This is a genomic window from Siphonobacter sp. SORGH_AS_0500, assembly GCF_031453245.1.
Lineage (GTDB): Bacteria > Bacteroidota > Bacteroidia > Cytophagales > Spirosomataceae > Siphonobacter.
In genome coordinates, this window is the sequence record NZ_JAVIYT010000005.1 from 149,173 (window position 1) to 165,832 (window position 16,660).

Annotated in this window: 9 protein-coding genes; 5 read left to right on the forward strand and 4 right to left on the reverse strand. The window is 46.8% G+C overall.

The window, feature by feature from the left end:
- Window positions 1–203 precede the first annotated feature (203 nt).
- From QE357_RS21545 to QE357_RS21555, 3 genes are all read right to left on the reverse strand, one after another.
- Window positions 204–2,159: a RagB/SusD family nutrient uptake outer membrane protein gene (locus tag QE357_RS21545; RefSeq protein ID WP_309712260.1), complete on the reverse strand. Its 1,956-nt coding sequence runs from the start codon at window positions 2,157–2,159 to the stop codon at window positions 204–206.
- A 10-nt stretch (window positions 2,160–2,169) separates the two neighbouring features.
- Complete coding sequence (locus tag QE357_RS21550) at window positions 2,170–5,331, reverse strand: TonB-dependent receptor (RefSeq protein ID WP_307140625.1); 3,162 nt, start codon at window positions 5,329–5,331, stop codon at window positions 2,170–2,172.
- Window positions 5,332–5,985: 654 nt separating this feature from the next.
- Window positions 5,986–6,771, reverse strand: coding sequence for a helix-turn-helix domain-containing protein (locus QE357_RS21555; protein ID WP_157830468.1), 786 nt, complete (start codon window positions 6,769–6,771; stop codon window positions 5,986–5,988).
- A 275-nt stretch (window positions 6,772–7,046) separates the two neighbouring features.
- On the opposite strand from QE357_RS21555, the gene QE357_RS21560 reads away from it, so the two are divergent.
- The 5 genes from QE357_RS21560 to QE357_RS21580 all read left to right on the forward strand — a co-directional run bounded on the left by QE357_RS21560 (window position 7,047) and on the right by QE357_RS21580 (window position 15,499).
- Entirely contained in the window at window positions 7,047–8,684 is a 1,638-nt protein-coding gene (locus QE357_RS21560; RefSeq protein ID WP_309712262.1) for an alpha-L-fucosidase, read from the forward strand.
- Between the two features lie 8 nt (window positions 8,685–8,692).
- The gene (locus QE357_RS21565) at window positions 8,693–9,037 is read left to right on the forward strand and encodes an L-rhamnose mutarotase (protein ID WP_309712265.1); all 345 of its coding nucleotides are present in this window, start codon (window positions 8,693–8,695) and stop codon (window positions 9,035–9,037) included.
- 355 nt (window positions 9,038–9,392) lie between these two features.
- Window positions 9,393–12,530 carry a TonB-dependent receptor gene (locus tag QE357_RS21570; RefSeq protein ID WP_309712269.1) on the forward strand — a complete coding sequence of 1,046 codons (3,138 nt, stop codon included), beginning with the start codon at window positions 9,393–9,395 and terminating at the stop codon, window positions 12,528–12,530.
- Window positions 12,531–12,553: 23 nt separating this feature from the next.
- Window positions 12,554–14,188 (forward strand): RagB/SusD family nutrient uptake outer membrane protein, encoded by a 1,635-nt coding sequence (locus tag QE357_RS21575; protein WP_309712271.1) that lies wholly within the window; start codon window positions 12,554–12,556, stop codon window positions 14,186–14,188.
- A gap of 267 nt (window positions 14,189–14,455) precedes the next feature.
- Window positions 14,456–15,499, forward strand: a complete 1,044-nt coding sequence (locus tag QE357_RS21580) for an aldo/keto reductase (RefSeq protein ID WP_307140619.1) — start codon at window positions 14,456–14,458, stop codon at window positions 15,497–15,499.
- 135 nt (window positions 15,500–15,634) lie between these two features.
- Here QE357_RS21580 and QE357_RS21585 read toward each other — a convergent pair whose 3' ends face one another.
- Window positions 15,635–16,660, reverse strand: coding sequence for an LLM class flavin-dependent oxidoreductase (locus QE357_RS21585; RefSeq protein ID WP_307140618.1), 1,026 nt, complete (start codon window positions 16,658–16,660; stop codon window positions 15,635–15,637).

A 16,660-nucleotide genomic window follows, 5' to 3' on the forward strand; every position in this document is an offset into this window, starting at 1 on the left:
CACTTTCCCCTGCACTTCCTCTGCTCTGCTTTTTTCGGTTTAGATTTCTACGAAAGTTACCCATTCCATCTGAAATGTACCTCTGCCCGCTGAACCAGAGCGATGCTAACAAATGAAGAAAGAGGGAGCACCCCTCTTTCTTCACATCAAGTACACCGTATTAGCTTCCTTTCCTGGCATTTAATCCAGAAAAGAACCAGCGTTTATAAATAGCCTGGATTCTGATAAGCGGCTTTTTCATCAGCCGACATGTCCATGTTATCAAGCTGCCCCTGAGGAATAGGTCTGAGGTAGTGATAATTTTCGATTTTTCTGTTGAACGTAGAGGGCGTATGATTTCCTACCCCTGGCCCACAAATCGTATAAGTCGAGGCAAGCTCTTTCCATTTCTGCGTACGAACCAGATCATACCAGCGGTAGCCTTCCCCGTAGTATTCACGCGAACGCTCGGCCAGAATGTAGTTAACATCAATCGTAGCGGGAGTCGCCGCAATCATGGCGGCACTATTGTCCTGTACTTTGGACACATTCCCCTGATTATACCAACGCCATTTACCTGCTCGTGCCCGGATCACATTGATGAGATCCCTTGCCGTTTGTCCTGCCTGTGTCGTCGCTCCTTTTACCGCTGCTTCTGCCGCAATGAAATAAAGTTCTGAGAATTTAGCGATGTTAAAGGGACGGGTACTTGCCGCATTGGGCTGACCTAATCCGTTACCATTATCCGTGCGATAAACACCTAACTTCCAGAGTCCTGGATAAACCAACCGACTGATGCCACTGGGTCCTACTACGTAGTCGGCCCGACCTGGCAGTACGCCCAGACCCATTCCACTCTTGTACACCGAATTAGAATAGTCGATGGCTGTCGATGGCTCCTGATCCAGGAAGGTCAGAATCGCCTCTCCCGGACGAACCTGTAGGTTGTTTGCATTGTATAAAAATTCGTTGGTAACCCCAGCCTTGTTCCAGTTACCCCGATAAGCCGTAGTAAACGTACCGTCGTAGCGGGAATCGTTGGTTTTATCGGCAAACGTTTTGTTAAATACCTCGTGAGGAGGAGCCATGCGTACCCAGGGGCGTCCTAAAGACTGAGCCGCTTCCCGTTGCACGGAATTAACCGTGCTGGGGGCACTCCAATTGGTCTTTGAGCTCGTAATGCTGGTATAATTCCAGGTTAACATCCACACGGCAAAGTTATCCGCATCACCACCACCAGCATACGTCAGGCTTGAACCATTAAACAGCTCACTGCTTTCGGTATGATCCGCATAGAGCAACAATTCACTGTTCCGATCGTTCGAACCCAGGTTTACGTCATAATAGGTACTCTGTAATCGGAAAGGACCAGGATTATTGATGGCCTGTGTCGCTACATCATACGCCTTCTGGAAGTACCACTGAGCATCGTGTCCGTCTGGGTCAGTCCGATTCGTGGCTGGGTACGTAGGAATATTATTTGGATTTTGCAGCCACCAGCCGTAGGTTAAATAAGCTTTGGATAGGTAAAGACTAGCCAGCGTTTTGGTTACTCCTCCGATCACTCGTCCACTCGCAGGCAGGTCATTTACTGCCTTCACCAGATCAGGAAAAATAACTTTGGTGTATACTTCAGGAACCGTATTGCGTTTCGACGTTCGGAGCGTAGAAATGTTGAAAGCTAACTCACCCGAGCCCAGATCCAGAGGCACGCCTCCGAAGGTCTGAACCAGCATGAAGTAATCAAAGGCCCGAAAGAACCGTGCTTCGGCAATTAACGCTTGCGAAATCCCAACCGCAGTGGCGTTTTCAATCACCCCATTGGCGGTATTGATATTCGGGAAGGCATTGTACCACAGGTTACTGGCATCACTCGCCAGAGGCGTAATGAGTTGATCGGTAGACAAATCGTGCGATTGAAAGTTGCTTCCACCCCCACTGGCACCCCAGGTTGCCTCGTCGGTTCCGGTCATGCAGGAATTATAGAAATAGGCATTTCCGAAAATCCAACGCAGGTGAGCATACATCCCCGTTAACCCACCGTATACTCCTTTTTCGGTTTTGAAATATTCAGGGGTGTAAATGGCTCGTGGCTTCTCGTCTAATATTTTGGTACAACTCGTAAACAAGAGCGTCAATACGGCTGCTGCTTTGAGATTTTTTATGTGTAAACGTTTCATAGTAATGCTTTTAGAAAGTCAGATTGACACCTACGATATAGTTTCTGGTCGAAGGCGTGTTCGTGCCAATGGTCAGGATGCGTCTGAGGGCAGAGGATAAAGGCACCGCCGCGTTTTCGTTACCATACGAGTTGGTTTCTGGATCCATTCCTGACTCGCGGTGATAGGGCGAGAACATCACGAATGGGTTCTGAGCGGTGAAGTACACGCGGAGGGTATTCATCCCTAGTCTTCCCAACACCTTGCTGTCTACGTTGTAGCCGAGCGTCATGGTACGGATTTTCAGGAAAGAAGCATCGAAATAGCCCAGTGTACTGCCATATTTCGGGTTGTCACCACCAATACCACCGGGTGCGGGGTATTTCGCTCCGGTATTTTCTGGGGTCCAGTAATCCACTCTTACGTTGTTTCCAGCCCGGGCATTCAGGTTGTTCAGGTAACCCGAAGAACCATAAAGAGTACTGTTAAGCAAGCCGCCGCTTTTAAAAACGCCTACGATGTTCAGATCAAATCCTTTGTAAGCAACCCGGGTGTTCAGACCTCCCTGAAAATTCGGTTGCATGTTAAGAATCTGGCGATCAGAGGCATTGATGGCCCGCGTTGGAGCTCCATCCGAGTTATAATCGCCGGTGTATTTCACCCGAATCATCCCCGCATTACCACCGGGTTCGTAAATATTGCGGAACTGATCATTCTCCTGCCAGAGCCCTATTTTTTCATAATCGTAGATTACGTTAATCGGATGGCCCACAAACCACCAGTTTCCTTCGTCACGCTGTTGACCGGAAGACAGAGATACCAGTTTGTTGCGGTTGGCATACACGTTGAAACCTACGTCCCAGGTCCAGCCATTCGCGTTTTCCAGCACCGTTCCGTTCAAGTTAAACTCGACACCTTTGTTTTGCGTCTGACCAATGTTGGCTGTATAACCGCCTACTCCAGAGGTGGGAGGCAAACCAACGCCGAGAAGTACATTCTTCGTTTGCTGTTCGTAAAGTTCGAACGTACCTGACAGCCGGTTATTGAAGGCTTTGAAATCCAGACCAATATTGATCGTGTTGGAAAACTCCCATCCTAAACGAGGGTTTGGAGCATTAGACACATAAAATCCGGTAGCGTAGTTCGAACTGCCAAAGTTGTAAGGCCGGGTTGACAAAAGTCCCAGGGTTTCGTAAGGGTTTACGGCCTGATTGGACGTTTGACCGTAGCCCACTCTCAGCTTTAACTGGTTGATTTGGGTAACGCCACTCATGAATTGTTCCTTGGAAATATTCCATCCGGCTGAAATCGCGGGATACGCATTCCATTGGTGTCCTTTGGCTAAGCGGGATGAACCATCCGCCCGGAAAGTCACACTTAACATATACCGATCATCGAAAGAGTACATGACACGACCCATGTAGGACAACAATCCCCATTGGTTATAGCCCTGATTTGCTGGGTTTACGGTAATGATACCATCGGCCCGGCCCAGGTTATAGAACTGAAAGGCATCAGATGGAATATCCCGGGCCCCAATAGAAGACGAATTGAAGGTATTCTGCTGAGCGGAGTATAACCCTACCGCGTTAATCTCATGTTTCCCAAACTTGCGGTCGTAGCTAAGCAAGTTTTCGATGGCCCAGTTGAGGGTATGAGAATTACCAATCCCCGCCGTAGATACGTTCAGGGGGTTACCACTGAAAACGCCCTCACCGGTATAGTTTCCGCTGGTACTCTGCCGGTAGTTCAACCCTAAGTTAGCCCGGTACTTCAATCCCGTAACACCAGGAATCTGTATTTCAGTGAACAGGGTGTTGTAAGATCCATAAGCCCGCGTCTGATCAATGTATTTATCTCCCAGTGCATTAAACCGCTCCAGCGAAGGCACCCATTGAGGACCAGACGTTTGCTCCTGAATGATGGTCTTCATTGAACCATCGGCATTGTAAGGATTGGCAATGGGAGATCTTCCCAGGGCCATTCCTACGGCAGGCACACTGTTTCCGTTACTCACCGTAAAGTTGGAGTTGGTCGAAAAACCTACCCGGAAATGCTTGTTAATGTCCTGCGTAATGGAAGCCTGAAGCGAATAACGCGAGAAATCCTGAAGAGGCACCACGGCGTTTTCTCTGTAATAACCCAAGCCAAAGGAATAGTTTCCATTTTCAGAGCCACCCGATACGTTAATATCATGACTGCTCATCAGGCCGGTTCTATAGATTTTATCCTGCCAGTCGGTATTTACATCGTTGGATTCGTCAATTGTATTTTGGAATTTTTGCAAACTTGCAGCCCGCAGAGCGGCAAATTCAGGCCCGTTCATCATCGGATACTTGGCAAAAACGGTCTTGGGGCCGTGAAAACCATTGTACGAAAACGTAGCTTTCTGTCCTCTTTTACCCGTATTTGTGGTAATCAGAATGACACCGTTTGCACCCCGGGAACCATAAATCGCCGTCGCCGAAGCATCTTTCAGGATGTCAATGCTCTTGATATTGTTCGAGTTAATATCCGTGATAGAACCTGAGAAAGGAATCCCGTCCAGCACGATCAGCGGAGCATTATCTGCTCGGAGGGAACGCTGGCCACGAATCAGAATATCCATGGCGGCTCCGGGCTTAGTGGAAGTCTGTGAAATCTCCACCCCCACAATCCGGCCCTGTAAGGCCTGAGATATGTTCGCCGAAGGAATTTCCCGCATCACATTCCCGGTCACGGAAACAACCGACCCCGTCACGGCTTCCTGACGCTGAGTACCGTAACCTACTACGACTACTTCGTTGAGGACTTTATCATCGTTGGAAAGCACTACATTTAAAACGGTCTGTGATCCTATCGCCACCTCTTTGGGAGCATACCCTACCAATGAAAAGATCAGCGTCGCGTCGCCTGGGCGGATGGTCAGTTTAAAATTACCATCCTGATCGGCGGTGGTTCCACGGGTGGTTCCCTTAATCAGCACGTTTACGCCCGGAAGTCCTTCACCATTTTCTCCGGTAACTTTCCCTCTGATTTCAGTATCTACCGCGACCTTCCCCCGCGGCCCTGCCTTCGTAACCTCACGGAGACGAACAGGGCTGTTAGGTTCGGCCATACTGGCGTGAGTCAGCACAACCATCAATACTACTTGCAGCAGCGGAGATTTTAAATCCCTTCTGCGGACCTTCCGAATGGTAGAAAATCGATGCATACTTTTTTTATGATTTAACAATTCACTTGAGATTTAAAGGCAAAATCTTCCTGACCATTCCTGCCTGGGAATGGAACCGTACGATCAACCATGCGGGTTGATCAATCAGTCAAAGGGGTTAAATGGCTACGTTGCCACTAGCGATCTGGACTCGCATTACTTCGATCAAAACTGTTTTGAGTGTATGGATTATCAGTACAAAATCTACTAACTTTACTAAGTATACGTAACCTTAACTTACGTTCCTGTTCCCAATGATTTACGAGTGGAACCTCGGCTTACGTTACAATGGATTTAAAGCGTTCGGAACGGATATATTTAAAAATACGATCTTTTTCGCTCTGCTTTATTCCCTTTAAATGAGTAGAAAAAGCATAATTTTTTTGATAATATTTTTAACTAATCATTGAACAAATGTACTTCTAACACGAAGAATGAAGAGAGAAGATTTGTATAAATAAATGCTACAAATGTTCAAAAGAGCTCTTTTTTATAAAAAACTGCCTATAAAATTGAACGGAACCCGGATATCCGACCCAGAATCGACGGTTTCTTGGGGGATACCCAGCCTTTTTTGACAAATACTTAACAAGATTTTAAAACAGGATTTCCAAGGCGATGCCAATCCCATCGCCTGCATTGACCTGACTTATTTCAGAAACGATTGGCCTGACTATACTGACTGGCACTCTGCCCCGTAATTTTTTTGAAGCTTCGTGAAAAGTAGGATAAACTTTCGAAGCCTGTCTCTTCGGCAATTTCTGATAAGCTCAGGGAAGTCGTCAACATTAAATATTGAGCCCTTTCGATTCTTCGCTGCATGAGGTATTCCAAGGGCCGCTGACCCGTCGCTTGTAAAAAAGTTTTAGAGAAGTAATGAGCACTTTGATTAACCTCCCCGGCGAGCAATTCCACCGTCATCGGTTCGGATAGATGCGTTTGAATATACAACACCGTTTTCTCGATTTTAGGCGATAGTCTGCCCCGTTGGGATGAAAGAAATTCTTCATCCGTTAAAAATCGGGATAGTAATTGTAGAATCAGTCCGTTCGTTTCTACGTATGCCGCAAAGGAGATGTCATTATTCTGCTGCTGGAAACCCTTGAGTAAAGGTTGGTTCTGATACTCTCTGGGGTCATCGCTTCTTCTTAAGTCACGTCCTGGATTTAATTGCAGCAGACGCTTAAATAGTAAGAAATCTTCGGGTATCGATGGAATTTTCAGTACCCTTCGGCTATAGGTAAAAAGCGAAAGTCCGGTTGGGTTATCTTCTAAAAAGTGTACGTAATACTGGCTTAAAAAATCCCGGCACGAATGATCACACCTGGTAAAACTTGGAATCAGATACAAGTATCCCTTCTCCAGAAGCAGGGCCTGATCGGTGTCTCCCAGCGAACCTGACCCGTCGTCAATGAGGTAAATTCGATAAAAGGGGCTCATTACATCTTTGTAATTCCACGATTTGTTCAACTGAACATAATCTGTATGCAATAATGAAAAAGTAGCTTTAAAGCCCGTATTGTGCATAAATAGCTGTTATATTAGGTCTAGTTAAGTAAAAAATGTACGTAAGTAATTTTTCAAAATTATTCATAAAACCCGATTTGTTAAAATTAAAAGCCTTTTTGTACAATTTAAATATTTTATTATACAATACATTTGTATCGTTGAAAGTCTCCATTGAACATGTTTTGCATTAGCCTCAGGATTTACTTATGAATCGTAGAACTGCTCTTAAAAGTACGCTTGGTTTATTACCCGCTTTAAGCCTCTCTAATATTGCACTAGGCTCTATAGCTGATCAGATCACCAGAAAAGGACCTTTCTTACCTACCTGGAAATCGCTCGAGCAGTTTCAGACGCCTAATTGGTTTAAAGATGCGAAATTTGGGATGTGGGCTCACTGGGGACCGCAGTGCCAGCCCGAAGCCGGCGACTGGTACGCCCGGGGCATGTATCAGGAGGGTAGCCATCAGTATAACTACCACCTCAAGAAATATGGACATCCCTCCAAATTTGGGTTCAAGGATGTCATCCACGAATGGAAGGCGGAAAACTGGGATCCAGAAGAGTTAGTCGCTTTGTATAAGCAAGCTGGAGCTCAATACTTTATGGCCATGGCGAATCACCACGATAACCTGGACCTGTATAACAGTAAACACCAGCCTTGGAATTCCACCAAGGTCGGTCCCAAAAAAGACATTATTGGTGGCTGGGAAAAAGCGTCCCGTCGGCAAGGCCTTCCGTTCGGCGTGAGTGTGCACGCGGCTCATGCCTGGAGCTGGATGGAAACGGCTCAGCGGAGTGACAAACAAGGGCCTTATAAGGGCGTTCCTTATGACGGCAATGTGACCAAAGCTGACGGAAAAGGCAAGTGGTGGCAAGGCATGGACCCACAGGAGTTATATGCCCAAAATCACCCCTTGAGCAAAAATAGCTGGGACGATGGTATGATTCACAGTCAGTGGAACTGGGGCAACGGTGTAGCTAAACCAACCAAAGCGTACTGCGATAAGTTTTTAAAGCGTACCATTGATCTCATTGATCAATACAATCCCCAATTCGTCTATTTCGATGATACAGCCCTGCCACTGTGGCCCATCGATGACGCTGGGCTAAAAATTGCAGCTCACCTTTATAACAAAAATATAGATAAGGATGGGAACCAACAGGCAATTGTGTTTGGCAAAGTGCTCGACGAGCAGCAACGCAAATGCATGGTTTGGGACATCGAAAGAGGACAGAGCAATGCCATTGAACCCCTGCCCTGGCAAACCGATACCTGCATTGGGGACTGGCACTACAACCGGGCGGTGTACGATCGGAAAGGGTATAAGTCGGCGAAAATGGTCATTCAAACCTTAGTTGACGTAGTCAGCAAGAATGGAAACCTGATGCTTAATATTCCGGTACGGGGTGATGGTAGCATTGATGAGCAGGAGCGGGCTGTAGTGGTCGAAATTGGTAACTGGTTGAAAGTCAACAGCGAAGCCATCTATGGTACTCGCCCCTGGAAGGTGTTTGGCGAAGGACCAGCCCAGGAAGGAGCAGCCCCCCTTTCGGCTCAGGGTTTCAACGAAGGCAAAGGCAAAGCTTTTACTTCCCAGGATATTCGGTTTACGGCCAAAGGCGAAGCTTTGTACGCGACGCTCATGGGCTGGCCTGATGATAAAAAAGTGGTAGTCACCTCACTGGCATCTGGTAAGGGCTTACATACCTCCCCCATTCGCCGCGTTTCGTTGCTTGGAGGTAATGATTCACTGTCTTTTGAGCAAACCAATCAGGGTCTTGTCGTTCAGCTACCCGAAAATAAACCAGCATTGTCCTATGCCAACGTGTTGAAAATTGTCTAGACCCGCGTATGAAAAAGTTCTGCCTTGCTCTGGATTTGAAGGACGATCCCGAGCTCATCCGCCAGTATGAAACTTATCACAAATCCGAAAATGCCTGGCCTGAAGTCACCCAAAGCATGCTCGATAGTGGCGTGACCGCCATGGAGATCTATCGCACCGGCAATCGGCTCTTCATGATTATGGAAACAAAGGATGATTTTGACTTTCGTGTGAAAGAGCAAATGGATCGTAATAATGTCAAAGTCATGGAATGGGAAGCCCTCATGTCACAATTTCAGCTTCCCCTGAGCTGGTCAGCTGAACATGAAAAATGGGTACAAATGGATCGCATCTTTACTTTAATCCCTGCTTAACCTCTGGGTCACAAGTAAGCTGTTTGTAGCTTTCGTTTGGGCACATCTATTACGTATATATAGTAACGTTAATTAATTATGTTGTGTTTTGCAAGCTTGCTCTTCTGGTGTTCTGGAAGCGTAAGCTTGCCCATAGCACTTGCTTCTTCCCCAATCATTTTAATAAGATTTTCTCGATTCTATTTTACTACCACACCCGTTTAAGCTTATCAATGCTTTCTCACATAGCTCGCTAAGCCTATGAACTAAGATCCCTCTATTGCCTCTATTTTCTCCTATGCTAACATGGGTTAGCCCTCTACAGCCTTTAACCGGGGCTGCTTTGTAACCTTTATTTTACCTTAATACATTTACTATGAAAACCTCTATTTTCCCCCTCTCCCAAAGGGTGATGCAGCAAGCAATTCTACTAGGATTTACCTTAGCTGCCGGTTCTTCTCAAGCCGGGGCCGTTCGAGCACTTCCTTTACCTACTGAAAAGAGTCCTACATCCGTTTTCCCTCTTCACCTGAGCAAGAAAAACGCAGTCTCTGCTTTTATCCTCACGGGTAAAATTACGGATGAAAAAGGAGCGGCCGTTCCAGGAGCTACGATTCGCTTACAGGAAAACGCAAACATCGGAACTACCACTAACCCTGACGGGAAATTTTCGCTGAGTATTCCTAGTGAAGGCGGTACTTTACTTATTTCTTCCGTGGGTTACGTCAGTCAGAGCGTCGTAGTTAGTGCCAGTAAGACGGTCGTGGATATTGTTCTGCAAACCGACAGTAAAGCTCTGACCGAGGTAGTGGTGGTAGGGTATGGTACACAGAAAAAAGTAAACTTAACGGGTTCTATTTCCAGTATCTCGACCAAAGAAATTGAAAACCGTCCCATCACGCAGGCTTCTCAGGCTTTATCCGGTTTGGTAACTGGGGTAGTCGTCTCTCAGGGTTCCGGTCAGCCTAGCAATGACGGAGCAGGCATTACTATCCGGGGAATTGGTTCATACGGAGCCGGTGGAGGCCCCCTGATTCTGGTGGATGGTCTGGCTACGTCTATTAATGATGTAGACCCCAACAACATCAAAAGCATTTCTGTGCTCAAGGATGCCGCCTCCGCCTCCATCTATGGAAGCCGGGCCGCCAACGGGGTTATTCTCATCGAAACCAAACGGGGTCAGAGTGGCAAATTACAGGTGACGTATAATAATTACCTGGGCTGGCAAAAGCCCACCGCACTACCTGAATTTGTGGACTCCTGGGAGTACGCTCAGCTCAAGAATGAAGCCAATCAGAATTCGGGGCAGTCGCCCTCTTACACGGCTGCTCAGATTGAGACTTTTCGCAACCAGTCTGATCCAGACAATTACCCGAACGTACCGCATTTTAAAAACCTGCTGACCTCAGGTAGTGGTTTTCAAATGTCGCACTCCCTGAATTTTGCAGGCGGTACTGAACGGAGTCGCAATTTGTTTTCCGTGAGTTACCTGTCGCAGGACGGTATTGTGGCTAAAAATGGGTACACTCGCTACAATTTCCTTTTCAATAATGATACTCAGCTCAACGACAAGCTGACGCTAAAAGTAAGTTTGCAAGGATACACGGCTGAAAATCACTCGCCTAACCAAAGCGGCGGTGGGATGAACAGCATGATCAATTTTGCCGTTCGTCAGGGGCCCATCTACGCCGGAAGAAAATCGGATGGAACCTATGGTTACCAGGATAATTATAGTCCCGAAGCCTGGTTATCCAGCAACTCTTTCTATAAAGGAACGAACAAGTACTTTTTAGGGGGAGCGGAAATGAACTGGAACATTCTGCCGGGATTAAATCTGAGTGGCAAAATCGGCTATAACTTCTGGAGTAGTTATAACAAAGATTACGTTTCTGATTTTCAGTTTGATGCTAACAAATATGTGGGTCCTAATACCCTCAACGTGTACTCAGGTCAGGGTACTCAGGTAACCTTACAATCCCTACTTTCCTACGCTAAAGTAATTCAGGATCATTCCTTTACCATTCTGGCGGGGGTGTCGCAGGAAGAATACAATGATTCGTACATTTCAGGATTCCGCAAGGACTTTCCTACCTCTTTACTTTACGAGTTAAATGCGGGTTCAGGCACGGGCATGAGTTCCTCGGGTTCGGCCTCTTCCTGGGGGATTCGCTCGGTTTTTGGCCGACTCAATTATTCGTTCAAAGACCGGTATTTACTGGAAGCGAACCTGCGAGCGGATGGAACTTCCCGCTTTCCAGCCAAAGGCCGCTGGGGCGTTTTCCCGTCCTTCTCCGCTGGCTGGAGGCTCTCCGAAGAGGCATTTCTTAACACGGCTACCTGGCTGGATAACTTAAAACTGAGAGCCTCCTGGGGGATATTGGGCAATCAGAACGTAGGTACTTACCCTTACCAGAACCTGGTAAGCTTGGGTCAGAACTACTCCTTCGGTGGAGCACTGGCTACGGGAGCGGCAACGACCCGACTTAGTAACGGAGATATTACCTGGGAACAAACAGCCATTTCCAATCTTGGACTGGATGTAAGCGTCTGGAAAGGAAAATTAAGCCTCGTTCTCGATATGTTTGATAAGAAAACAACGGGCGTTCTGTATACCGTTGCTACCTCTTCCACCCTGGGCTTGGGTACGTCAGCCGTTAACATTGGAAGTGTCAAAAATACGGGTTTTGAGGCTCAATTAACGTATCGGGGTAAAAGCAATGGGGTTAACTGGGCCATTTCACCTAACTTCTCCTACATCAAAAACCGCATTACGGCTTTAGCCGATGGTTTACAGCAAAACATTGGCAGTGGCCTCTTTGTAGGACAGCCCATCGGGGTTATCTACGGGTATGAAGCTGACGGATTATTCACAAGTACGGATGACATCAGCAAATATCCCACCCAACCCTACTCGGCCCAACCGGGTTTTGTTCGCTATAAAGATATCAGTGGACCCAACGGTGTTCCCGACGGAAAAGTAGACGCCACCTATGACCGCAAAGTTATTGGTACCACTGTTCCCAAATATACCTTTGGTGCCAATCTGTCCATTGATTACAAGGGGTTTGATTTCTCTGCATTGATTCAGGGGCTGGCGGGTTATCAGAAACAAATTGGCTCGTATTCGGCCTTTGCGTTTTACAATGGTGGACAAATTCAACGCTGGCAGGTAGAAAACCGCTGGACGACCGAAAACCCCGATCCCAACGCGAAATATCCCAAGCTGACTAACCTTCAAATGGGCAGCGGAACCATTCAGACCTCTACCTACTGGAATCGGGATGGTAGTTTCGCTCGTCTGAAAAACCTACAGGTGGGGTATAGCCTTCCCACGGAAGTGCTTCAAAAATGGAAGATCAGCCGACTGCGTCTGTACTTCAGCGGGCAGAATCTCTTCTCTCTTAACAAGTTCTACAAAGGCTGGGACCCCGAAATGACGAATGCCACGGGAGATGGCAGTCAGTTCTATCCCATTACTAAGGTTTACACCTTCGGTATCAACCTCAACTTGTAGTACTCCTAAAAGATCAAGCAGCGATGAAAAACATACTTTTTCCTACTACTCGACGAATAGTTACCAGCCTACTGACTATTCTCACAGCTACTATTGTACCGAGCTGTAAACCCGATTTTTTCGATAAGCAACCCCTGGATGCCATTTCGGATGCAACTTTCTGGAAAACCGAGAAGGATGCAAACCTGGCTCTGGTAGGCTGTTACAACTTTGGTTCGGGTTGGGCTACGGGAGACTTCTTTGGTGGAATGTCCATGATTTATCTGGACATGATGGCTGGCTTTGGTTCTGAAAAAGAACTTATTCCTGATGCCGTTACCAATGGTACATTGAATTCAGCTTACTGGCTTACGGGTGCTTTCTGGAGTAACTCGTACACCACTATTGCCCGTTGTAATAATTTTCTGGAACGCGTCAATACGATTTCCATTAATGAGACAACCAAGGCTATGATGGTTGCCGAAGTAAAAACGATCCGAGCCTATTTGTACCTGAACCTGGCCTTGTACTTTGGGGATGTTCCCATGCCGACCAAAACGCTTAGCATTGCTGAAGCTAATTCCATCAAGCGAACCTCGAAAGCCGAGGTGTGGGCTTTTGCTGAAAATGAACTGAAAAGCAGTTTTCCCAATCTTCCTTCCACCCGTCAGGCCAGCGAACGCGGACGTATTACTTCAGGGGCTTCCTTGGCTATTTTAGGACGATTGCAAATGGCCGAGAAAAAATGGAGCGATGCCGCTGCTACTTACAAGCGAATCATGGATAGTGGCGTTTACAGTGTGGATCAGACGGGTTTTGCCCAACTTTTCTGGCAAACCGGAGAAAATAGTAAGGAGGTTGTTTTTGCTCACGAATATCTGGAAGATTTTCTGAGCACCGTCATGCTGCAATACCTCTACCCAGAAACTTACGGCGGATGGCATCAGTTTTCTCCTTATAACGAATTGGTACAATCCTACGAATGTACGGATGGAAAGACGGTAGACGAATCTCCTCTTTACAACTCAAATGATCCCTATGCCAATCGGGATCCGCGTCTGGATTATACCATCATGATTTCAGGACGTACGAAGTTTAAAGGGATTACCTACGAGGCCAGTCCTACTTCCAATTCTCCCGACCGCATTACGCGTTACAACTGGAGTGGGTATTGCATCAACAAGTTCATGGACCCTTCTTTTTCGGGAAGTCTGACTAACTATGGAGGTAATTTCCCGCTCATTCGTTATCCCGAGGTATTGCTGAGTTATCTGGAATCAAAACTGGAAGCAGGAGAAACCATCGACCAGCCCTTACTTAACTCGACCATTAATTTGGTAAGAGGTCGTAGCTCGGTAGGGATGCCTGCCGTTACGACTACAAACGCGGCCAGTCTACGAACCATTATTCGTCGGGAAAGAAAGGTAGAATTTGCCTTTGAAGGATTGCATTACTATGATATTCAACGCTGGGGTACTGCCGCTACTGAATTAAATCGGCAGTTTACGGGGATGAAACTCACCAATAATCCGGCTACTTACAAAGATTTTCCGGTTGATAATCAAGGCTTTTTCCTGTATCAAAAACGGAATTTTGTGGCTGGAAGAAATGAACTGTGGCCCATCCCTCAATCGGAGAGAGATATTAACCCGAATCTAACTCAAAACCCTGGATATTAGGGCGAGCGGGAGGGTCTTTTCGATACGGGAAGGCTCTCCTTTTTTAATATCTGCTCTTTTGGGGAAGAAGGTAAAAGCCTGACTACATTCTCTATCCATCCCTTTTCCAGTAGCCTCATGGGGCATTTATGTATATGACTCCAACAATTTCTTCCCTATTTGTACAGGTAGGATGAGCCTATCTCCATCTATTATAACAAATAGGGTCCTTCGTTTACTCGATTGAGCACCCAGCCAGGCATCATTTATCGGACCTCAACATTGAATATGCAAAATCAATCAAACCCAACGGAATCGTTTCAATTAAGTGCCCTCTCTCTGCCTCCCGTTATTTTCGGAACCAGCGGTCTGGGTAATATTTACGAAGCCACTCCCTTTGAAACCAAGCTTAGCATTGTTCAGGCCTGCGTAGCTCATTCACCTGGAAAAGCCGTTTTCGATACCGCAGGGAAATACGGAGCCGGACTAGCCCTGGAAGCTCTGGGTCAATGTCTGGAAGCCTTACGAGTGGACCCCAGTGATGTATTAATCAGCAACAAGCTAGGCTGGTATCAGGTGCCACTCACCACTCCCGAACCTACCTTCGAGCCCGGCGTGTGGAAAGATCTGAAACATGATGCCGTCCAACGCATTAGTTACGAAGGTATTCTGGAATGTTTTCATCAGGGTAATGCCTTACTGGGTAAGTATACCTCACAATTAGCCTCGGTCCATGATCCCGACGAATACCTGGCCAAAGCAACCAGCCCGGAAGAAGAAGAGGCCTTGTATCAGGATATATTAGAAGCGTACCGGGCTTTGGCGGAATTAAAAGCCTCGGGGCAAATTCTTGGTATTGGCGTGGGTTCCAAACAGTGGCAGGTCATCGAACGCCTTTCCAACGATGTGCCGCTGGACTGGGTGATGATTGCGAACAGTCTTACGCTTCATGATCACCCGGCAGCACTCGTAGCCTTTATTCAAAAGCTGCATCAAAAAGGAGTTGTTGTGATTAACTCGGCGGTATTTAACGGCGGCTTTCTCATTGGCAGCGACTATTATAACTATCGTCTGGTAGATGAACAGACCGAAGAAGGAAAAAAACTAGTGGAATGGCGGACAAAATTCTGGTCGGTGTGTGAGCAATTTGGGATAAAACCCGCTGAAGCTTGTTTCAATTTTGGCTTTACTATTCCGGGCGTTAGCAGTGTGGCTTTAAGCACGACCAAGCCCGATAAGGTAAAGTTGAACGTTGAAATGGCAACCAAGAAGATTCCAGAGGATTTTTGGGAAGCCTTAATGAAAGAAGGGTTGATTAACGCAAGATTCTAACACCATTGGTCTTTTTTACCGAAAGAAAAGTAAGTCCCTCCTAACGACTATTAGTTTGATAAATAGTCGTTAGGAGGGACTGCTATTATGGATTGGCTATTGAGGAGAATTGAGGGCCCGAGGCGTTTATAAAGATCAGGCTCCTTGTAATTCCCCTTGATTGATTTCTTCCATTACTTCGGCAAAAAACCGAATCGATTTTAGCCGATCTTCCAGAGCATAGGTAGGGCACACGGCGATGAGCTCGTTCACCTGCGTTTCTTCCAAAAAAGCCTGAATCTGCTTTTTCACCGTTGCTTTACTACCCACAAAGGAATATTTCAGCATTTGATACAAGGTAGGATGATTCAGCAATTGTCTCAGTTCATCGGTCATTTCCGTCGGCGGTTGCAGGGCATCTTTTGATCCCGTCAAGACTCCAAGAAACATGCGTATGAGTGTGGTGAACAACTGTTCTGCTTCTTCATCCGTATCAGCAATCAATACATTAACCCCAGCAATCGTATACGGCTGACTTAACACCTCGGAAGCCTGAAATTCCCTGCGGTAAATCGTTAAGGCATTCAACAAATGCGTAGAAGCGAAATGGCTGGCAAAGGCATAGGGTAAGCCCTTTTGAGCAGCCAGGTGGGCACTATCCATACTGGACCCTAAGATATAGAGAGGTACATCGGTGCCTTCCGCAATGGGGGCTCTTACTTTCGAATACTGATTGTCTTTTGAGAAATACTGCTGAATTTTGACGATTTCTTCGGGAAAAGACTGAGCCGCCTCCATGAAATCAGAACGGATGGCATATGCCGTTTGCCGATCAGTTCCCGGGGCTCGTCCCAATCCTAAATCAATGCGATTGGGATATAAATGGGCCAGTGTTCCAAATTGTTCGGCTACCACCAGGGGCGAATGGTTGGGAAGCATAATCCCCCCGGAACCCACTCGAAGGGTGCGGGTATTTTCGGCGATATACCCAATGAGTAGCGAAGGAGCCGTACTACCGATATGATCCGCATTATGATGTTCGGCAAACCAAAAGCGAGTATAGTGCAGAGATTCCGCTTCTTTGGCTAAGATTAGCGAATTGTTCAGGGTTTCTTTAATCGTACTGCCCTGTGGCGTAAGGGCTAGCTCTAAAATGGAATAGGCTACAGGCTGGTTATCCAT